Genomic DNA, 19,089 nt, shown 5'->3' on the forward strand with positions numbered 1-19,089 from the left:
CCGTACGCGGCTGCATCTTGCTGGAGGTTTTCATGTCCGGATTGACTCATTTCGATGCCAGCGGCCAGGCCCATATGGTGGATGTCGGTGACAAGCAGGTCAGCCGCCGCCGTGCCGTGGCACAAGGCTGCATTCAGATGCAGCCCGCCACCCTGGCACTGATCCGCGATGGCAGCCACAAAAAGGGCGACGTGCTGGGCATTGCCCGCATCGCCGCCATCATGGCTTCCAAACGTACTGCCGACCTCATCCCGCTGTGCCACCCCATCGCCCTGACCCGTGTGGCGGTCGACTTCATGCTGGACGCCGCCGCTAGTAGCGTTGCCATTACTGTCACTGCGGAATGTAGTGGCCAGACCGGGGTGGAGATGGAAGCGCTCACCGCTGCCAGCGTCGGCTTACTGACCATCTACGATATGTGCAAGGCAGTGGACCGTGCTATGGTTATTTCAACAGTACAGTTGCAGGAAAAAGATGGCGGCAAGAGCGGCCATTGGCAGCGTCGACCTTGAAGGCGGTACTGGTAACTGAGGGTTTGTTGTCTCTGCATGGTGTTTTTCAAGATCGGTTTGGAATCAATACCGCCTGCATGCTCAATACGCTATTCAAGAGGCCAGCCTTGGTCCTGACCGTTTGCTGATTCTGTGTGGATTTTTATATTTGCTGCAGCTGACCCAAGTTGTGCGAGTTTTTGGCTTATTACCGGAGAGACGTAATATGATCTTTTATTGCAAATGTGCGCCTGTGCCAGTGAGTCTCGCAGGCCTTTTCTTCAGTAAAATGCCATGCAGAAGTCGAGTGTCAGGTTTATTGTTCACCTTGTTCGTACTGATTGCTCCCACTACGCTGTACGCTCAGTGCAATGCCCTTCCCGGTACCACCAATCAGATATTCAGCACCACCGGACCTTCCTCTTTTCTTTTTAATACGAGTAATCTGTATCCGGATGGCACGCCACTGTCTCCCTGGTATGTTTCAAGTTTTCCAACTTTCTTTCAGTGTCAGGCTGATAGTAGTGGCACTTACTATTATTCTTATTATGGTGCCACGGCATTCAATACCTATACTCAGCAAAACTATCTTGAGGCAGGCTATTCTTGGATGCTACGTTATACTTATGGCAGTTATAATACCGGTTTGGGTTTTGCAATGGGGGTGTCGTCGAATGCTTCCAAATTTGTCGAAATTCCAGTCAAAGCACTTGGCTCTGGCTATGATTATATACAGGGCACCACCGGTGGTAGCGTATATTTGAAAGCGGGAGATATACTGAAAGTCCCTGTTTATTTTAGTTATCGCTTGTTTAGAACGGGTCAGTTGCGAAGCAAGCCGATTGCTTCAGGTACTTATGACCTTACTTATGCATTTGGTGATTCAACGGCAACGCTCGCTCTTAATGTATCTGGTGGTGGTACTCCTTATACTACCGTCTTGTGGAATAAGGTATTGATCGCGCCGCAAACGTTAACGATCAATGATAAAACATGCACGGTACTGACTTCGGCTTTGCTGGTTCAATTGCCAACGATTAATGTCAATACCCTGTCCACCGTTGGTAGTGTCAGCACGCCGACATCCTTTTCTCTTCCCGTTACCTGCACAAATTCAACCAATGTCTATATGACATTTACCGATGGAGCCAATCCCGGGCAGACCACTTCTATTTTGCAGCCCTCGTCGAGCTCGACCAGCAGCGGTGTCGGTCTTCAATTAAAAGGCAGCGGCAACAAGCTTATTTATTTTGGACCAGACTCCAATGTACCCGGGACCACCAATCAGTTTCTGGCGGCTGGTAATGTGGTGGGTCTTACCAACCTGCCTTTTACTGCTTCCTATATTCGCACTGGCGTTGTGGCTCCTGGAAGTTTCAATGCACTTGCAACGTTCACCATGTCATATCAGTAGCGACCGCAGGTTATCGGCCATCGTGCGGATTAAGCCTCTAGCTCCTGGCCTACTGGTTTGGTATTGGCACACTGTGCGTTTGGGACACACCGCAGACTATGAACGGCTTCTTAGTCGTGCAGTTCGGTTAGTTGTACCTGTTCGGGGCGCGCTTCGCGGCTGATCAGTACCACGGCTGACAATATCAGCCCGCCGCCCAGCGCCTGGCTCCAACCCAGTGGTTCACCCAATAGCAGCCAGGCCAGCAGGATGGTGACCACTGGTTCTGCAGTGGAAATCAGCGAGGCCTGGGTGGCACCGGTGTCCGCTAGCCCGGATAGGAACAAGGCCAGCGCGGCTACCGTGCCGAAGCCAGCAATACCCAATACTGCCAGCCAGCCGTGCAGGCTGGCCGGGCCGTGAAAGCCGGTCATGCCCAGGTAGACGCCATAGCAAATGGCGGCAGAAAACACCACCACGCAAGCCGAAGTCAGCGGATCGCAGCCAGCGGTATAGCGGCTGCCCGCCAGGATATACAGCGAATAGATCACGGCTGATGCCAACCCCAGTAGCAAGCCCAGCGGCTGGGCCGACAACTCCAGGCCAATGGTGATGGCCAGGCCAGCCAGTGCCAGCAGCAGGGCGAGCAGGCGGCGTGCGCTGAAACGCTCACCCAGCAACAGCGTGGACAAGACCAGCACGATGGCGGGGAACAGGTAGAGCAGCAGGGCGATGGTGCCGGCACTGGCATAGTGCAGGCCGGAAAAATAACAGGCCGCCATGCCGGCATAACCCAGGCTACCCATGGCCATCAGCACCAGCAGGGCGCGTCCGCGCGGCCAGGGCAGCTTTTTCCAGACGACCCATGGCAAGAGCAATAGTCCGGCCAGGAAAAAGCGCAGGAACAGCAGGCTGGCGGTGGATGTGCCGTCGGCATAGGCAAAGCGGGCCAGGATGGCCATGCTGCCAAAACCGATGGCGGAAAGCAGAATCTTGAATTGCGCCAGGTTCAGGGCGCGGGGCAGGGCGGCGGGGCAGGAGGACACGATACGGCCATGAGGCAGGGGAAAGCCTTATAGATACCGCAATTCCACCTGCTTGTCATGAAGCTTGCACCTGGCTGGTGCAAAACAGCGTGAACAGGGGGCGGATGATCTGGCCCTTGCTGTCCACGCTGGGCCTGGTTTAGCGCCAGGGTGCGGCGCGCAACAGTTTGCTGGCCTGCTCGGCCGATTTCGGTGCCGTCTTCTCTACGCACAGGTCTTCGCGCAAGGCACGGCGGGCCTTGTCGTCGTACTCGATCTTGCGCCAGTCGGCAAGCATGGATTCAATCCAGCGCTTGTTGATGCTGTCACCAAAGGCATAGCTGCGATACGTGCCCTCGGCGCACTGTATGCCTTCCACGCTGAGATTTTCCGCACCGGACGGGCTTTGCACGCGCAGAATCAGCCGGATCACGCCATCTTCGCCCACGGTCATGCTCTTGCTGTCGACAAAGTATTTGTTGGCCACTTCCGGGCCGATATAAAAGCCGATCCAGTCTGGTGCGGCAGGATAGGCGGGAATGCTGAACTTGCCTTCAGCCCAGGGCTGGATATCGTCCATCGCGTAATTGGTATTGTTGGAGCTTCTGCTGTATTCGCTGGCCTGGGCGCTCAGCGCCAGCAGCAGTCCGGCCAGTGCCAGACCATATCGGGACAATTTCAAGCTCGTCTCCTGCTTCAAAGCTTGGCCGGGTGTTGTACCTGCCCCGGCCGGATGGTGTAACGGCGGCGACCGGCTTCACGGCCGGCCAGCCCCCAGGAAAGTTCGGACAAGCTTACATCACCCCGCGCGGATATGTTCAGCAGCATGGAGGAGCGGGTGCCGTAGTCGCGTCCCTGAATGAACACGGGCGACAGGGTTTTTTCCAGCGCCAGCCCGATCCCGGTATTGGGCAGCTGGCCCGGGCCGGCCTGAGTGGCATCGGCCAGCCAGGCAAAGGCTTGCTCTTCAGTGGGCGGACGACGCAGGCCGCGCAGATGCTCGGCCAGCCGTTCGCTCTTGAACCAGGGGGTATCCAGCGTGGCATTGGACAGGGTGTGTACCCCGGGGGTGACACGGGCGATGCGGGCGCCACGGCTGTGGAAGTGGAACAGATCATCCACCTGACCGTACAGCAGGTTAAACGGGGCGTAGTGCTGATGGTTGTCGCGCAGCCAGTCGGCAAAGCTGAAGGGGTCGTCCTCGCCGGTGACAAAACGTTGTACCAGCTCGCCACGCGAACGTGCACCGCTTTTGCCATAGCCTTCGCGAAAATTGGTCAGCGCGGCAAAGCGGCCACGGCCATCCACCATCAGCCAGCTGCCACCTGCCTGCAGATCGCGGCCACCCAGGGTGTCGGCATGGCCTTCCCACCAGTCCAGCGGCGCGCTGGGGCGGGCGTAGTATTCGTCGCGGTTGGCCAGCAAAACCAGCTGGCCCAGGCCGGGCATCTTGTAGGCAAAGGCAATCACGCACATGGCGGGTGTCCCGATTTTGGGGGGCTTGACGAGTGGCGTACACTAAGCGGATACAGAGCCGGTAGAATACCGCCTCCAATTGGCATTGTAACGTAAGACTGAGCGAAAGCCCCATGACTCCCGACCGCCTGATTGACCTGTCCGGCCTGAACTGCCCCTTGCCCATCCTGCGTGCCAAGAAGGCACTGGCGGAAATGGCCAGCGGCACGGTGCTGGAAGTGATTGCCACCGACCCCGGTGCGCCCAAGGATTTCGAGGCATTCTGCCGCCAGACCGGCAATGCTCTGCTCGAATCGGCCAGTACGGCGGACGGCAAATTCCGCATGGTGTTGCGCCGCAAATGATGTGGGCGGCGGCGCACCCGGCCGGTGGCCGCCTGCCTGTCCTGATCCCGATAGTCCAGCGATAGAGCGAAACCGCATGCAGACCCTTACCCTCATCCGTCCCGACGACTGGCACCTGCACCTGCGCGATGGCGCAGCCCTGGCTGCCGTGCTGCCTGATACCGCGCGCCAGATGGGCCGCGCCATCATCATGCCTAATCTGAAACCGCCGGTGACCACGGTGGAAGCCGCTGCGGCCTACCGTGAACGCATTCTGGCGGCATTACCGGCCGGCAGCCGTTTCGAGCCGCTGATGACGCTTTATCTCACCGACAACACCAGTGCCGAGGAAGTGTACAAGGCGCGTGCCAGTGGTTTCGTGCATGGCATCAAGCTGTATCCCGCCGGTGCCACCACCAATTCCGACTTCGGCGTCAGCAGTATTGATAAAGCCATGCCGGCACTGGAAGCCATGGCCGAGTGCGGCATGCCGCTGCTGGTGCATGGTGAGGTGACTGATCCGGCCATCGATATTTTCGACCGCGAAGCCGTGTTCATCGAACAGGTATTCCAGCCGCTGCTGGCGCGCCTGCCTTCGCTGCGCGTGGTGTTCGAACACATCACCACCAAGGATGCCGCCGAGTATGTGGCCAGTGCACCGGCCAATATCGCCGCCACCATCACTGCGCATCACCTGCTGATGAACCGCAATGCCATCTTCGTTGGCGGCATCCGCCCGCATCACTATTGCCTGCCGGTACTCAAGCGCGAACTGCATCGCCAGGCGCTAGTGGCTGCGGCGACTTCCGGCTCGGCCAAGTTTTTCCTCGGCACCGACAGCGCGCCGCATGCGCGCCACGCCAAGGAGGCCGCCTGTGGCTGCGCCGGCATGTATACCGCCAATGCCGCCATCGAACTGTATGCCGAGGCCTTCGAGGCCGCCGGGGCGCTCGACAAGCTGGAAGCCTTTGCCAGCCGGAACGGCCCGGCTTTCTACAAGCTGGCACCCAATGCCGACACCATCACCCTGGTGAAGGAGAGCTGGACAGTACCTGCCGCGCTGCCGTATGACGGCGACAGCCTGGTGCCGCTGCGTGCTGGCGAAGCCATCCATTGGCGTCTGCAAGACTGAAACCGGGCTGACCGGTCCTGTTGATGAAAGCTCCCTGCGGGGAGCTTTTTTCATGGGTTTTCCGCTCGATATTGTCGGGCAATCCAACGCCTTGCCGGCGAATGGCGGCGGTTTGCCATGCCATGCCGTATTGGCCGGAAGCCTTTGACAGTGCGCAATCCGGTGGTATCCAGCTTTTATCGTACTGATATTTAGTATCGGTCATTGGCTGATTAATATGCTGCCGGCCTGAATGGGCAAATGAAAGTCGCTGCGGCGGCAAATGTGCCGCTTAAATCAGCCCATGCATGCAAGATAATAATACCAGCCAATATAATTACTCATGGCAGGGGTGGTAAATTTTGTGGTTAAGCGGAAAATCCTGTGAAAAATTGCTGGCAAAAGCGCTAACGTCGTTGAAATGACACGGGTTTTGCAAAACGCTTGTCATATTGTTCTGATTCAGACTTGAAGAATTGAAAAACGCTGGCGCATAATGGCCCGGCCCGTTTCGGACAGTTAAACGGGAAGTTCCGGACATAATTCGGATAAAAGAATTTGCGCACCCGCAATAAGCGGGGCTCTACAGAACAGGAGAATAGGCGAATGTCACACAATAAATCGCTGCGCGTGGCCGCGGCAGCCGTAGCCCTGGCAATGGCCGGTACGACCGGTTTCGCCATGGCCGCCCAGGTGCCGGCTGGTGTCAAGCTGGCTGCCAAGCAGGAGCTGACCCGCAACACCGGTTCCGAGCCGGAATCGCTCGATCCGGTACTGGCCGAATCGGTACCGGCCAACACCATTACCGCCGACCTGTTTGAAGGCCTCACCGCCACCGACAGCTTTGGCAAGGTGATGCCGGGCGTGGCCGAGTCGTGGAAGCAGACCAGCCCCACCACCTGGGTATTCAAGCTGCGCAAGAATGCCAAGTGGTCGGATGGTTCCGCCGTGACCGCAAGCGATTTCGTGTATGGCTGGCAGCGTTTTGTCGAGCCCAAGACTGCCTCTCCCTATGCCTCCACCTATGGCATCTTCATCCAGAACGGCAAGGAAATCACCGAAGGCAAGAAGCCGGCTTCCTCGCTGGGCGTGAAGGCCGTGGACAAGTACACGCTGGAAGTACAAACCCCGTACCCGGTACCGTTCATGCCGTCGCTGGTAGCCAACACCCAGCTGGCTCCGCTGCCCAAGGCCACCATCGACAAGTTTGGCAAGGACTGGACCAAGCCGGGCAAGATGGTTTCCAACGGCGCTTTCGCGCTGAAGGACTGGCAGGTCAACAGCAAGGTGGTGGTGGAAAAGAACCCGCAGTACTGGGATCTGAAAAATGTACAGCTGGCCAAGATCACCTATCTGCCGATCGAAGACCACAATGCCGACGTGAAGCTGTATGAGTCCGGCGAAAACGACTGGGTGCTGGAACTGCCGTCCGGCACTTACGACAAGTACAAGGCCCAATATCCGAAGGAGATCCGCAATGCGCCTTTCCTGGGCCTGCGTTACTACTCGCTGAACAACAAGGACCCGCTGCTGAAGGACGTGCGCGTGCGCAAGGCGCTGTCCATGGTGATCGACCGTGACATACTGGCCAAGAAAGTGACCGCCGACGGCCAGGCTCCGGCTTATAGCGCCATCGTGGCCGGTACTGCCGGCGCCGATGTCACCAGCTACGACTGGGCGAAATGGCCGATGGCCAAGCGGGTGGAAGAGGCCAAGAAGCTGCTGGCCCAGGCGGGTGTACAGCCTGGCACCAAGCTGAAGTTTGCCTACAACACCAGTGACTACCACAAGAAGATGGCCATCTTTGCCGCTTCCGAATGGAAATCCAAGCTGGGCCTGAACACCGAGCTGGAAAGCCTGGAATTCAAGGTGCTGCTGAAGAAGCGTCACGATGCCGATTACCAGATCGCCCGTAATGGCTGGGTAGCCGACTACAACGACGCCACCACTTTCCTGGCGCTGGTGCAGTGCGACAACGACCAGAACGACAACAAGAACTGCAATGCCAAGGCCGAAGCGCTGATCAAGCAGGGTAGCGATACCACTGATCAGGCCAAGCGCAAGCAGCTGTTCACCCAGGCAGTCAAGATGATCATGGATGACTATCCGATGATTCCGCTGCTGCAATACACCGCACCGCGTCTGGTGAAGTCCTATGTGGGTGGCTACGGCAAGAATCCGATGGACCGCTACCGCGGCAAGGACCTCTACATCATTCAGCACTAAGCCTGAAGAAACGATGCAAGAGGCGGGGGCTGCGGCCCCCGGTTGAACAGAGGCCGGATGTCCGCCAGACGGACATCCGGCTTGTGATGTAGAGCATCATGCCGGAGCTTTGCCCTGCAGGCGCGTTCACCAGACGCGTACTGTGCTGGCGGGCGCCACCCGGCTGGAGTATCCCCATGTGGTCCTATACTTTCCGACGCGTGCTGGCCACCATTCCTACGCTGCTGGCCGTCATTACCGTTTGCTATCTGTTGCTGCACCTGACGCCGGGCGGCCCCTTTGACGGGGAACGCAAGGTTTCGGCAGCGGTGCTGGCCAATCTGCAGGCCAAGTACCATCTCGATCTGCCCCTGTGGCAGCAATACCTGTATTACATCAAGAGCCTGCTGCAGGGTGATCTGGGGGCTTCCTTCCGCTATGCCGACTGGAGCGTGAACGATCTGGTGGGCAAGGCCCTGCCGGTATCGGCGGCCATCGGTGGCGGTGCCATCGTTATTTCACTGTTCATCGGCGTGGCGCTGGGCATTGTCGCCGCACTGCGTCAGAACAGCCTGATCGATTACTTCGTCATGCTGCTGGGCAATATCGGCGGTGCTTTCCCTTCTTTCGTGCTGGGCCCGGTGCTGGTGATGGTGTTTGCCATCGGCCTGGAATGGCTGCCGGCCGGCGGCTGGGATGATTTCTCCTTGCGCTACATGGTGTTGCCGATTGCCCTGCTGGTGTTCATCAACATCTCCACCATCGGCCGCGTGATGCGCGGCAGCATGATCGAGGTGCTGGGTAGCAACTTCATCCGTACCGCCCGCGCCAAGGGCTTGCCGATGCGCACCATCGTGCTGCGCCATGCGCTCAAGCCGGCGCTGATGCCGGTGGTGTCGGTGATTGGCCCGCTGGCCATTTCCTCGATTACCGCTGCCGTGGTCACCGAAACCGTGTTCGGCCTGCCCGGCCTTGGCAAGCTCATCGTCAATGGCGCCGCCAACCGTGACTACACCCTGGTGCTGGGGCTGGTGGTGCTGGTGACGGTGATTACCGTTGTTCTCAACCTGCTCGTGGATCTGGCCTATGCGCTGCTGGACCCGAAGATTCGCTACTGAGCGGGAGCAAAAATCATGATGCAAAGCAAACAGAAAGCCATGACGGCGGCGCTGGACAATAGCCTCGCCGATGCCGCCGTGGAAGGCCGCAGCCTGTGGCGCGACGCACGCGTACGTTTTTTCCGCAACAAGGCCGCCGTGCTCAGCCTGATCGTGCTGGCACTGATCACCCTGGCCTGTATTTTCGGGCCGATGGTGTTGCCGCACACCTATGAAGACACCGACTGGGACGCCATGGGCATCGCCCCGACGCTGGCCAATACCCACTGGTTCGGCACCGATGCGCTGGGCCGCGACCTGCTGGTGCGCTGCCTGATCGGCGGGCGCATTTCGCTGATGGTGGGAGCGCTGGCCACCATCGCCTCGGTCGCGCTGGGCATTGTCTGGGGTGCCACTGCCGGCTTCATCGGCGGCAAGGTCGATTCGCTGATGATGCGTATTGTCGACATGATGTATGCCGTGCCCTACCTGCTGATCGCCATCCTGATGGTGACCCTGCTGGGCCGTGACTTCTACCTGGTGGTGCTCACCATTACCGTGTTCTCGTGGATGGACATGGCACGGGTGGTGCGTGGCCAGACGCTGGCGATCAAGTCCAAGGAGTACGTGGAAGCGGCGCACGCCATTGGCGTATCCACCCCCAAGATCATCTTCCGCCACATCGTGCCCAATCTGTTGGGCATCGTGGTGATCTACACCACCGTCACCGTGCCGGGCGTGATCCTCACCGAATCGGTACTGTCCTTCCTGGGCCTGGGGGTGCAGGAGCCGATGACCAGCTGGGGTGTGCTGATTCAGGATGGTGCCGGCGTGATGGATGCCAGCCCGTGGATTCTGCTGTTCCCGGCCGGCCTGCTGTCGGTCACCTTGTACTGCGCCAACTATATCGGCGACGGCCTGCGCGATGCGCTCGATCCGAAAGATCGTTGAGGTAGCAACAGATGAGTCTATTGAAAGTAAGTAATCTGGGTGTGCAGTTCCAGACCAACGACGGCGTGGTCAGTGCCGTCAACGGCGTCAGTTTCGAGCTGGAAAAGGGCCAGACCCTGGGCATCGTCGGCGAATCCGGTTCCGGCAAGAGCCAGACCGTGCTGGCCATGATGGGCCTGCTGGCGCGTAACGGCAAAACCAGCGGTGAGGCGCTGTACCAGGGCAAAAACCTGCTGGCGATGAGCCCGGCCGAGCTCAATCGCATCCGTGGCGACCGGCTGGCGATGATCTTCCAGGACCCGATGACCTCGCTCAACCCCTATCTGACGGTAGAACGCCAGATGACCGAGGTGCTGGAACTGCACAAGGGCATCAGCCGCCGCGATGCGAAAAAGCGCGCCATCGAGCTGCTGGACGCGGTGCGTATTCCGGAAGCCGCCCGCCGTATCAATATGTATCCGCACGAGTTCTCCGGTGGCATGCGCCAGCGGGTGATGATTGCCATGGCTCTGCTGTGCGAGCCGGAAGTGCTGATCGCCGACGAACCCACCACCGCGCTGGACGTGACGGTGCAGGCGCAGATCCTCACCCTGCTCAAAGAGCTGCAGCGCGATTTCGGTACCTCCATCGTGATGATTACCCACGATCTGGGGGTAGTGGCCGGCCTTTGCGAAAAAGTGATGGTGATGTACGGTGGCCGCGCCATGGAGTATGGCAGCGCCGACAACATCTTCTATCAGCCCAGCCACCCCTACACCATCGGCCTGCTCGGCGCCTTGCCGCGACTGGATCACGATGGCAGCGAGCTGGTGAGCATTCCCGGTAATCCGCCCAATATGGCCAGAATGCCCAAGGGCTGCCCGTTCTCCGAGCGTTGCACCCACGCCAGCAGCCGCTGTGCCGATGAACTGCCGGCGCTGGCTGCCAGCAGCGTGAATCCGCAGGTGCTGCGCGCCTGTCACAAGCCGGCTGACGAATTGCAGCAGGCAGCACAGGAGGTGGCCCATGTCTGAACAAGCCAAGCAGCCGATTCTGTCAGTACGCGATGTCAAGGTGCACTTCCAGGTGAAGGGCGACGGCAAGTGGCCGTGGAGCGCCAAACGCACGCTGAAGGCGGTGGACGGGGTCAGCTTTGACCTGTACGCCGGCGAAACCCTGGGTGTGGTGGGCGAGTCCGGCTGCGGCAAGTCCACCCTGTCGCGCGCCATCCTCAACCTGATTCCGGCCACCGCAGGCGAGATCGTGTGGATGGGCAAGGACCTGACCCGTGGCACGGACAAGGACTGGCACGCGGTGCGCAAGGATATCCAGATGATCTTCCAGGATCCGCTGGCCTCGCTGAACCCGCGCATGACGGTGGCGCACATCATTGGCGAGCCGCTGCGCGTGCACAAGCCGGAGCTGTCGGAAGCCGAGGTGATGAAGCGGGTACGCGCCATGATGGCGCGGGTGGGCCTGCGCGAGCAGATGATCAACCGCTATCCGCACGAATTTTCCGGCGGTCAGTGCCAGCGTATCGGCATTGCCCGGGCGCTGATTCTGGAACCCAAGCTGATTATCTGCGACGAGCCGGTGTCGGCACTGGACGTGTCGATCCAGGCGCAGATCATCAATCTGCTGAAAGAGCTGCAGCGTGAGATGGGCCTGGCGTTGATCTTCATCGCCCACGACCTGGCGGTGGTCAAGCATATTTCCGACCGCATCCTGGTGATGTATCTGGGCCGCGAGATGGAGCTGGCGCAAAAGCATGCCTTGTACGATGCCCCGGCGCATCCTTACACCCGTGCGCTGCTGTCGGCCATTCCCATTCCGGATCCGCAGCTGGAAAAGAACAAGGTCATCCAGATCCTGCAGGGTGATCTGCCCAGCCCGATCAACCCTCCGTCCGGCTGCGTGTTCCGCACCCGCTGCCCGCAGGCCGAGGCGCGTTGCGGCACCGAGAAAATCCAGCTGCGCCGTATCAGTGAGCAGAGCCAGAGTTCTTGCCTGCTGGCCTGATCAGCTTGTTGTGCAAAGCAAAAGCCCTGCATATGCATGCAGGGCTTTTTACCGTCTGTTATACCAGTGTTAACCGCATAGTTTGTTATTTGACAAAAAATTACGTTAGCATGTTGGCGCTTTTTAAAAAAACAGGATTTCGTGATGAAAAAATTGCACCTCGCCCTGGTATTGGCATTGTCCCTGTCTGGCGCCGCCCAGGCTTTCGACCTCAACGGCATGCTCAGCTCCGGCAGCGACCTGCTCAAGGCCGCCACCCTGAGCGATGCCGACGTGAAGAACCTGGCCGCTGAATCCAGCGCCGCCATGGACAAGAAAAACAAGGTAGCCGCCGCCTCCAGCACCTATGGCAAACGTCTGGCCAAGATCGTCAAGGGTCTGGACAGCGAAGACGGCACCAAGCTGAACTTCAAGGTTTACCAAACCAAGGAAGTGAACGCCTTTGCCATGGCAGATGGCACCGTGCGGGTATACAGCGGTCTGCTGGACAAGATGGATGACGATCAGGTGCGCTTCGTGATCGGCCATGAAATCGGCCACGTGAAGCTGGGCCACGTCAAGAAAGCCATGCAGCTGGCTTACTCCGCTTCCGCGGCGCGCAAGGCCGCCGGTAGCAGTGGCAACAGTACTGCCGCAGCGCTGAGCGAGTCCGACCTGGGTAACTTTGCCGAAGCCATCGTCAATGCCCAGTTCTCGCAATCGCAGGAAAGCGATGCCGACGCCTATGGCGTGGGCTTCCTCAAGCGCCACAACTACAATGTGCAAGGCGCACCGTCCGCCCTGCGCAAGCTGGCCGAGCTGTACGGCAACGACAGCAGCATGCTGGCCAGCCACCCGGCCCCGGGCGAACGTGCCACCAAGGTGGAAAAGCTGATCGCCAACTGATCAGTTTCTGCCTGTCGCAAAAAAGGCCTCCGTGTGGAGGCCTTTTGTTTGCCAGTACGGCTTAGCGGTTTTTCGCCGGCTTGGCCAGTTGCTTGAGTGCATGCGACACCGCCACCAGCCCGAAGCTGGCGGTGACGACCATGCCGGCACCGAAGCCGGCGCAGGACAGGCCCTGCGGACCACGGGCTTCGCCGCTGTCACAGCTTTGCGTGTCGGGGTAAACCAGCTGTTCGGTGGAGAACACGCAGGGAACCTGCAGCTTCTTGCCGGCATCACGCGGGAAACCATGGTAACGGCGCAGGTTGTAGCGCAGCTTGGATAGCAGCGGGTCGTAAGTCACCTCGCCCAGATCGGCCAGCTTGATCTTGGTCGGGTCCATCTGGCCACCTGCACCGCCAGACACGATAAACGGCTGACGGCGACGCACGCACCAGGCCGCCATGGCGGTTTTCACCCGCAGATTGTCGATGCAGTCGATGATGAAGTCGAAGCCCTGGCCCAGCATGGCGTCCAGATTGTCTTCAGTGACGAAATCCTCGATTTCCTGCACCACGCAGGCCGGATTGATGGCATGTACGCGTTCGGCCAGCGCCGTCACCTTGGCCATGCCGTAATGCGGGTCCAGTGCCGGCAGCTGGCGGTTGGTGTTGGACTCGGCAATATTGTCCAGATCAATCAGCGTCAGGCGGCCGATGGCGCTGCGTGCCAGTGCTTCCACCGCCCAGGAACCCACGCCGCCCACCCCCACCACACAGACATGAGCCTGCTGGAAACGGCTCAGCGCTTCTGCGCCATACAGGCGGGCAATACCGCCAAAGCGGCGTTCAAGATCAGCATCGTGCGACATCGGGGCATCCGGTACGGAAAAACGGCCAAGCATAACCAAGCGCGGGCTGACTGACCAGTGCTGTGACTGAAAACGGCTGCGTCCTGCCTGCAACAGCAAGCGGCCACGGACTGAGAACAAGCAGCTGATTTATTGGAACTTTCCCGGCCCTTGCCTATCCTTGTCTGTGGGTCCGTCAAGAATGCATGGCAGCATTCCTCTGCATCGGGCCTGCCTCCGTGATCTCAAGGGAGTCTCCCATGAAGCTACCGAGTTTCGATATCGACCTGGACAAGCATTACAACGCCACCGTCGTCATCGCCTGCGTGCAGTGCGGCCATGAAAACCGCCATCATCTGAAAGCCCTGTCCCCCGACCATACCCTGCGCTGCCAGTGCGGCAGCGACATCTCGATGAATAGCACGGCCATGCTGGCAGCCCAGCGCCGTGTCAGTGAGCTGAAGCAGGCATATCGAATACCTTGATGGAGTGATCCCCACAATCTGCGTACTGCCCCCGGCAACCCGTTTGCTGGCACAATCAGGCAGGGCCTGATTCAGAAATTTCCTCGTACGGCGGCCTATATGGCCGCCGCTTTCATTTGCAGGAGCACAGCATGCAGTGGATTGATATGCGCAGTGACACCGTTACCCAACCCACCCGGGCCATGCGGCACGCCATGGCCCATGCCGTGGTGGGCGACGATGTCTATGGTGATGACCCGACGGTGGTCGAACTGGAAACCCTGGCCGCCCGGCTGCTGGGCAAGGAGGCCGCGCTGTTTGTGCCCACCGGCAATTTCGGCAATCAGCTGGCCATCTTCACCCACTGTCAGCGTGGCAACGAGGTGATTCTGGGCGACGACTGTCATATCGTCTGGCACGAAACCGGCGGAGCGGCGGTGATTGGTGGCGTGCAGTTGCGCACCATTGCCAGCGACAAGGGGGTGATGGATCCGCAGGAAATCGAAGCCCGCATCCGCGTGGGGCAGGATGTGCATTGGCCCAAAACCGGGCTGATCTGCCTGGAAAACGCCCATAGCAATGGCCGGGTGATTCCGCTGGACATCATGCAGCGCACTGCCGACATCGCCCGCCGCCACGGCGTGCCGGTGCATCTGGATGGCGCACGGGTATTCAATGCCGCCACGTATCTGGGCTGCGATGTGCAGGACATCACCCGCCATGCCGACACGGTGATGTGCTGTCTGTCCAAGGGGCTGGCCGCCCCGGTGGGTTCCATTCTGGCCGGCTCGGCCGAGTTCATTGCCCGCGCCCGCTACAATCGCAAGCTGCTGGGCGGTGGCTGGCGTCAGGCTGGTGTGCTGGCGGCACCTGGCCTGCTGGCGCTGACCGAGATGACGCAGCGACTGGCGGAAGACCACGCCAATGCCCGCTACCTGGCCGAGCAACTGGCCGGCATGCCCTGCATCGAAGTCGACATCGCCGATGTGCACATCAATATGGTGTGGTTCCGTTTGCTGGCCGATATTGATAGCAGCGAACTGATGTCCGCCCTGAGTGCTGCCGGCATCAAGGCCAATCCGCCCGAGGCCGGGCGGATGCGCTTGGTGACGCACTGGCAGGTCAGCCGCGAAGCCATCGATAAGGTACTGGAAGTGTTCCAGCGGGTGCTGAGCGACTGACCAGGGCCCGATCACTGCCGGATGGTGGCTGCAAAACAGAGGGAGGCAGCATGAAAAGCGTATTGATCTTGTTGTTGGCATTGTGTTGCGGCAGGGCGCTGGCCGATGAGCAGATGCTCACGCTCAGCACCCGTCCGGGCGTGACGCAGCGCCTGTTGTTGCTGGAGCCTGTTGGCAAGCCAGTGGCCAGCCTGATCCTGTTTACCGGTGGTGAGGGCACGCTGAAACTGAGCGATAGCGGCCTGCTGCGCGCCGGTGCCGGCAATTTTCTGGTGAGGACCCGCCAGCGCTGGGCGGAGCAGGGCTTTCAGGTGGCGGTGGTGGATGCGCCATCCGACCATCCGGACAATATCAGCCGCAACGATTTTCGCAGCAGCGCCGAGCATGCGGCAGACATGGCCGTGGTGATCGATGAACTGCGCCGTCGGGCCGCTGTGCCGGTATGGCTGGTGGGCACCAGCCGTGGCACCACCTCGGCTGCGGCCATCGGCATTCGCCTGCAAGCGCGCGTGGCCGGGCTGGTGTTGACCTCTACCATCAATCACGACCGGGGCAATGTCGCGGCCATGGATTTGTCACAGCTCAGCTTGCCGGTATTGCTGGTACAGCACCGGCATGACCAGTGCAAGGAAAGTCTGCCGGCCAATGTGCAGCCGATACTGGACGGGCTGCTCAAGGCCCAGCCGCGTGCCCTGCTGGAATTTGATGGCGGACAGGATCGGGGCGACCCCTGCCAGGCCTGGGCTGCACATGGTTATAACGGCATCGAGGATGAAGTCATCGGTCAGATCGCCACCTGGATCAAACAGCATCAGCCCTGAGCTGGGTTCCGCTTGCCGCTGTGGCCTGCTCCCGTGTCGGAGAGGGCGGCCATGCGCCGGGCTGGCCCTGCTGTTTCAGTCGTACACCACGGTGACGATGGCTTTGGCCGGACTGATCATCAGCTTGGTACTGGTCAGGGATGCCGGCACGTAGCGGGATACCCTCACCGACTGGGTGGCTGCCGGGCCGGCACAGCCGGGATTGGCTGCGCTTTCGCGTGCCATTTTGTAGGCGGTCGGGTGCTGGGCATAGCTCATCCAGGTTTCTGCCGGAATGGTACAGGGTGTATTGACGATGGCGCCATGAAAAGTAAGGGAGCCACTGCTGGCCGAGGCCACATGGCTGAACAGCAGGACAAGCAAGCCGCAGGCAAACAGGATATTTTTCATGACATTTCCAATATTTTTAAGTAAATAGATTGATAGATAGAGAAATTTCTGAATGATTTATAGGAAAATAATCAATTTGCCGCCAGCCCTTGATTGTTTGTGTTTTCCTATAAATTCTTTTATTGGTTTCTATCAATATCGCAGCTTTGAGTTGTGCATTTACAAAGATGCCTTTATTTGACATTGATGACTTAATAATTAGAACGTAAATAGGGCTGGTGTGTTGACCTTTTTGCAAAAAATAGAGTTTTTGCACGGAAATTACCGTCCTTAAGGACGGTTTTTCTTGGCCTGCTTGTCGCGTGTTTGATTCATAGCTGCCGAGCGTCGGTGCTAAGCTGTGCGCCTGTCTGAATTTCTGGTTCTGTCATGTCCCACCTTCCCGATTCCCACCTGTGGCTGGAAAGCCTCGACGATCCTGCTGTCCTGCAATGGGTTGCTGCGCAGAACAGCCGCACCCAGGCCCTGCTGGATACCGATGCACGCTATGCGCCCTTGCAGCGCGACATCCTGGCGCACCTGCGCGATACGCGGCAGATCCCCTTCTTTTCCGAGCACGCAGGCTGGCTGTACAACTTCCATCAGGACGAACACCATCCGCGCGGTATTTACCGGCGTAGCACGCTGGCGGCTTACCAGTCCGGTGCGCAGGAGTGGCAAACGGTGCTGGATGTGGATGCACTGGCGGCCGAGGCCGGCAAGGATTGGTTTCTGGATGGGGTGGCGCATTGCACGGTGGCACCCACGCGGGTACTGGTGCATCTGAGCGAGGGTGGTGGAGATGCCAGCCTGGCCTGGGAATACGATCTGGATGCCGCCGCTTGGGTGGAGCAGGGCTTGCGCTTTCCCAAGGGCAAGAACCATATCGCCTGGCGTGACCCGGACAGCGTGTTTGTCTGCCCGGGCTGGAAGGGCGCGCCGCTCACGCGTTCCGGCTACCCCAGCGAAGTCTGGCTGGTGGAGCGGGCGGCCGATGGCCAGCATCAATGGCAGCAACTGTTTGTTGCCCCCAAGGGGGCCATGATGGTGGCGGCCTGGCGCTATCTGGATGGCACGGACGGGGTGCTGGACCTGATCGAGGCTGCTGATGGCTTTTACAGTAAGACCTACCATCTGATCGATGCCGAGCTGCAAACCCGGCCGCTGCCACTGCCGGCCAAGGCGGATATCGAGGGCTATCTGCATGGCCAGTTCATCGTCAAGCTGGCCGAAGACTGGTCGTGGCAGGGGGTGGTCCATCTGGCCGGCAGCCTGCTGGCGGTACCGTTGAAGCACTTGCTGGGCGGTGAGGGGGTGGTGCAGTGCCTGGTACAGCCGGCGCCGCGCCTGGCCATCGAGTCGGTGGAAACCACCCGCAGCAGCGTGGTGGTGAACCTGATCGACAATGTGCGCAGCCGTCTGCAGGCGTTTGACCTGCATGGCGCGCAGTGGCAACCGCGCAGCCTGCCGGTGCCGGATTCCGGGGTGATCGAGTTTGCCGATCAACCCTGGGACAGCGAAGTGCTGTGTTATAGCTTCAGCGATTTCCTTAATCCCACCGGCCTGTATCGGCTGGATGTGGCCAGTGGCCAGCAGGAATGCCTGCGTCAGCAGCCTGCCGCCTTTGATGCCAGCCGTTTTGTCGCCGAGCAATGCTGGGCGACGGCACCGGACGGGGTGGCGATTCCCTATTTCGTGGTACGTGCCCGTGATGTGGTGCTGGATGGCAGCACACCGACCCTGCTGTATGGCTATGGCGGTTTCGAAGTGCCGATGATGCCCTACTACGTGGAAAACTTTGGCGCACACTGGCTGGAGCAGGGTGGGGCCTTCGTGCTGGCCTGCATCCGTGGTGGCGGCGAATTCGGTCCCGGCTGGCATCAGGCTGCGCAAGGGGTCAAGCGCCCGGTTTCCTTTGACGACTTCTGCGCGGTGGCCGAAGCTTTGATTGCCAGCGGGCTGACCTCGCCCGCCCGCCTGGGGATAGAAGGCGGCAGCAATGGCGGCTTGCTGGTGGCGGCCTGCATGGTGCGCCGGCCGGAGCTGTTCAAGGCGGTGGTGTGCGAAGTGCCGCTGCTGGACATGCTGCGCTACACCGAGCTGCTGGCTGGTGCCAGCTGGATAGACGAATACGGCGATCCGGCCAATCCGGAAGAGGCGGCGGCGCTGGCCGCCTATTCGCCTTATCACCAGATCAAGCCGGAGGCGGCCTATCCGCTGGCGCTGTTTACCACCAGTGCGCGCGACGACCGGGTACACCCCGGCCATGCCCGCAAGATGGTGGCGCGCCTGCAAGAGCTGGGCCACGCCGCGCTGCTGATCGAAACCGATGCCGGCGGCCATACCGGCAATGCCGGCCAGCAGCAGACTGCCGAAGAGTTGGCGCGGGTGCTGGTGTATCTGTATCAGCGGCTGATGGACTGAAGCCATCGTCATGACGCCTGGCTGGTGCTAGTCTGGGCGTTTCCTGCCG

At 59.9% G+C, this 19,089-nt stretch carries 19 protein-coding genes; 14 read left to right on the forward strand and 5 right to left on the reverse strand.

The annotated features are described in order from the left end of the window. The first annotated feature begins 32 nt into the window (after positions 1-32). On the forward strand, positions 33-512 hold the full coding sequence (gene moaC, locus EAY64_RS01320; RefSeq protein WP_103522976.1) for a cyclic pyranopterin monophosphate synthase MoaC: 480 nt from the start codon (positions 33-35) through the stop codon (positions 510-512). Positions 513-819: 307 nt separating this feature from the next. Continuing rightward, the gene (locus EAY64_RS01325; protein ID WP_158604591.1) at positions 820-1,905 is read left to right on the forward strand and encodes a fimbrial protein; all 1,086 of its coding nucleotides are present in this window, start codon (positions 820-822) and stop codon (positions 1,903-1,905) included. Positions 1,906-2,015: 110 nt separating this feature from the next. Here the strand turns inward: EAY64_RS01325 and EAY64_RS01330 are convergent, their stop codons facing one another. From EAY64_RS01330 to EAY64_RS01340, 3 genes are all read right to left on the reverse strand, one after another. Beyond that, positions 2,016-2,930 (reverse strand): DMT family transporter, encoded by a 915-nt coding sequence (locus EAY64_RS01330; RefSeq protein ID WP_226034224.1) that lies wholly within the window; start codon positions 2,928-2,930, stop codon positions 2,016-2,018. Between the two features lie 139 nt (positions 2,931-3,069). After that, entirely contained in the window at positions 3,070-3,591 is a 522-nt protein-coding gene (locus EAY64_RS01335) for a CNP1-like family protein (RefSeq protein ID WP_103522978.1), read from the reverse strand. A 14-nt stretch (positions 3,592-3,605) separates the two neighbouring features. Further along, on the reverse strand, positions 3,606-4,385 hold the full coding sequence (locus tag EAY64_RS01340) for an NRDE family protein (protein ID WP_103522979.1): 780 nt from the start codon (positions 4,383-4,385) through the stop codon (positions 3,606-3,608). Between the two features lie 113 nt (positions 4,386-4,498). Here EAY64_RS01340 and EAY64_RS01345 point away from each other — a divergent pair, with 113 nt between their 5' ends. From EAY64_RS01345 to EAY64_RS01380, 8 genes are all read left to right on the forward strand, one after another. Next, a complete protein-coding gene (locus EAY64_RS01345) occupies positions 4,499-4,729 on the forward strand; it encodes a sulfurtransferase TusA family protein (protein WP_103522980.1) in 231 nt (76 codons plus the stop codon). A 76-nt stretch (positions 4,730-4,805) separates the two neighbouring features. Further along, a complete protein-coding gene (gene pyrC / locus EAY64_RS01350; RefSeq protein WP_103522981.1) occupies positions 4,806-5,840 on the forward strand; it encodes a dihydroorotase in 1,035 nt (344 codons plus the stop codon). Positions 5,841-6,425: 585 nt separating this feature from the next. Beyond that, the gene (locus EAY64_RS01355; protein ID WP_103522982.1) at positions 6,426-8,045 is read left to right on the forward strand and encodes a peptide ABC transporter substrate-binding protein; all 1,620 of its coding nucleotides are present in this window, start codon (positions 6,426-6,428) and stop codon (positions 8,043-8,045) included. Positions 8,046-8,221: 176 nt separating this feature from the next. Next, positions 8,222-9,142 carry an oligopeptide ABC transporter permease OppB gene (gene oppB / locus EAY64_RS01360; protein WP_059285663.1) on the forward strand — a complete coding sequence of 307 codons (921 nt, stop codon included), beginning with the start codon at positions 8,222-8,224 and terminating at the stop codon, positions 9,140-9,142. Between the two features lie 15 nt (positions 9,143-9,157). Then, positions 9,158-10,072: an ABC transporter permease subunit gene (locus tag EAY64_RS01365; RefSeq protein ID WP_103522983.1), complete on the forward strand. Its 915-nt coding sequence runs from the start codon at positions 9,158-9,160 to the stop codon at positions 10,070-10,072. Positions 10,073-10,083: 11 nt separating this feature from the next. Further along, positions 10,084-11,085, forward strand: coding sequence for an oligopeptide/dipeptide ABC transporter ATP-binding protein (locus tag EAY64_RS01370; RefSeq protein WP_103522984.1), 1,002 nt, complete (start codon positions 10,084-10,086; stop codon positions 11,083-11,085). After that, positions 11,078-12,070, forward strand: coding sequence for a murein tripeptide/oligopeptide ABC transporter ATP binding protein OppF (gene oppF / locus EAY64_RS01375; RefSeq protein ID WP_103522985.1), 993 nt, complete (start codon positions 11,078-11,080; stop codon positions 12,068-12,070). Before EAY64_RS01370 ends, oppF begins: the two co-directional genes overlap by 8 nt. Positions 12,071-12,214: 144 nt before the next feature. Beyond that, positions 12,215-12,955: a M48 family metallopeptidase gene (locus EAY64_RS01380; protein WP_103522986.1), complete on the forward strand. Its 741-nt coding sequence runs from the start codon at positions 12,215-12,217 to the stop codon at positions 12,953-12,955. A 61-nt stretch (positions 12,956-13,016) separates the two neighbouring features. Here the strand turns inward: EAY64_RS01380 and tcdA are convergent, their stop codons facing one another. Beyond that, a complete protein-coding gene (tcdA, locus tag EAY64_RS01385; RefSeq protein WP_103523082.1) occupies positions 13,017-13,802 on the reverse strand; it encodes a tRNA cyclic N6-threonylcarbamoyladenosine(37) synthase TcdA in 786 nt (261 codons plus the stop codon). 239 nt (positions 13,803-14,041) lie between these two features. On the opposite strand from tcdA, the gene EAY64_RS01390 reads away from it, so the two are divergent. The 3 genes from EAY64_RS01390 (at position 14,042) to EAY64_RS01400 (ending at position 16,247) form a co-directional block, all read left to right on the forward strand. Further along, entirely contained in the window at positions 14,042-14,266 is a 225-nt protein-coding gene (locus EAY64_RS01390; RefSeq protein ID WP_103522987.1) for a hypothetical protein, read from the forward strand. Between the two features lie 131 nt (positions 14,267-14,397). Then, positions 14,398-15,426 carry a low-specificity L-threonine aldolase gene (gene ltaE, locus EAY64_RS01395; protein WP_103522988.1) on the forward strand — a complete coding sequence of 343 codons (1,029 nt, stop codon included), beginning with the start codon at positions 14,398-14,400 and terminating at the stop codon, positions 15,424-15,426. A 50-nt stretch (positions 15,427-15,476) separates the two neighbouring features. Then, complete coding sequence (locus EAY64_RS01400) at positions 15,477-16,247, forward strand: alpha/beta hydrolase (protein ID WP_103522989.1); 771 nt, start codon at positions 15,477-15,479, stop codon at positions 16,245-16,247. 75 nt (positions 16,248-16,322) lie between these two features. On the opposite strand, the gene EAY64_RS01405 is transcribed toward EAY64_RS01400, so the two are convergent. Beyond that, the gene (locus EAY64_RS01405; RefSeq protein ID WP_103522990.1) at positions 16,323-16,637 is read right to left on the reverse strand and encodes a fimbrial protein; all 315 of its coding nucleotides are present in this window, start codon (positions 16,635-16,637) and stop codon (positions 16,323-16,325) included. Between the two features lie 369 nt (positions 16,638-17,006). Between EAY64_RS01405 and EAY64_RS01410 the strand changes: the two genes are divergently transcribed. Then, on the forward strand, positions 17,007-19,040 hold the full coding sequence (locus EAY64_RS01410) for a prolyl oligopeptidase family serine peptidase (RefSeq protein WP_103522991.1): 2,034 nt from the start codon (positions 17,007-17,009) through the stop codon (positions 19,038-19,040). Positions 19,041-19,089: the final 49 nt, after the last annotated feature.

This window comes from Aquitalea palustris, from assembly GCF_003693445.1.
Lineage (GTDB): Bacteria > Pseudomonadota > Gammaproteobacteria > Burkholderiales > Chromobacteriaceae > Aquitalea > Aquitalea palustris.

Bases quoted from the DNA above. Each gene is read 5' to 3' on its own strand.
- EAY64_RS01410 (WP_103522991.1), top strand. From the start codon at position 17,007: ATGTCCCACCTTCCCGATTCCCACCTGTGGCTGGAAAGCCTCGACGAT.
- EAY64_RS01365 (WP_103522983.1), top strand. From the start codon at position 9,158: ATGATGCAAAGCAAACAGAAAGCCATGACGGCGGCGCTGGACAATAGC.
- oppB (WP_059285663.1), top strand. From the start codon at position 8,222: ATGTGGTCCTATACTTTCCGACGCGTGCTGGCCACCATTCCTACGCTG.
- EAY64_RS01370 (WP_103522984.1), top strand. From the start codon at position 10,084: ATGAGTCTATTGAAAGTAAGTAATCTGGGTGTGCAGTTCCAGACCAAC.
- oppF (WP_103522985.1), top strand. From the start codon at position 11,078: ATGTCTGAACAAGCCAAGCAGCCGATTCTGTCAGTACGCGATGTCAAG.
- ltaE (WP_103522988.1), top strand. From the start codon at position 14,398: ATGCAGTGGATTGATATGCGCAGTGACACCGTTACCCAACCCACCCGG.
- EAY64_RS01390 (WP_103522987.1), top strand. From the start codon at position 14,042: ATGAAGCTACCGAGTTTCGATATCGACCTGGACAAGCATTACAACGCC.
- tcdA (WP_103523082.1), bottom strand. From the start codon at position 13,802: ATGTCGCACGATGCTGATCTTGAACGCCGCTTTGGCGGTATTGCCCGC.
- EAY64_RS01340 (WP_103522979.1), bottom strand. From the start codon at position 4,385: ATGTGCGTGATTGCCTTTGCCTACAAGATGCCCGGCCTGGGCCAGCTG.
- pyrC (WP_103522981.1), top strand. From the start codon at position 4,806: ATGCAGACCCTTACCCTCATCCGTCCCGACGACTGGCACCTGCACCTG.
- EAY64_RS01400 (WP_103522989.1), top strand. From the start codon at position 15,477: ATGAAAAGCGTATTGATCTTGTTGTTGGCATTGTGTTGCGGCAGGGCG.
- moaC (WP_103522976.1), top strand. From the start codon at position 33: ATGTCCGGATTGACTCATTTCGATGCCAGCGGCCAGGCCCATATGGTG.
- EAY64_RS01345 (WP_103522980.1), top strand. From the start codon at position 4,499: ATGACTCCCGACCGCCTGATTGACCTGTCCGGCCTGAACTGCCCCTTG.
- EAY64_RS01380 (WP_103522986.1), top strand. From the start codon at position 12,215: ATGAAAAAATTGCACCTCGCCCTGGTATTGGCATTGTCCCTGTCTGGC.
- EAY64_RS01405 (WP_103522990.1), bottom strand. From the start codon at position 16,637: ATGAAAAATATCCTGTTTGCCTGCGGCTTGCTTGTCCTGCTGTTCAGC.
- EAY64_RS01355 (WP_103522982.1), top strand. From the start codon at position 6,426: ATGTCACACAATAAATCGCTGCGCGTGGCCGCGGCAGCCGTAGCCCTG.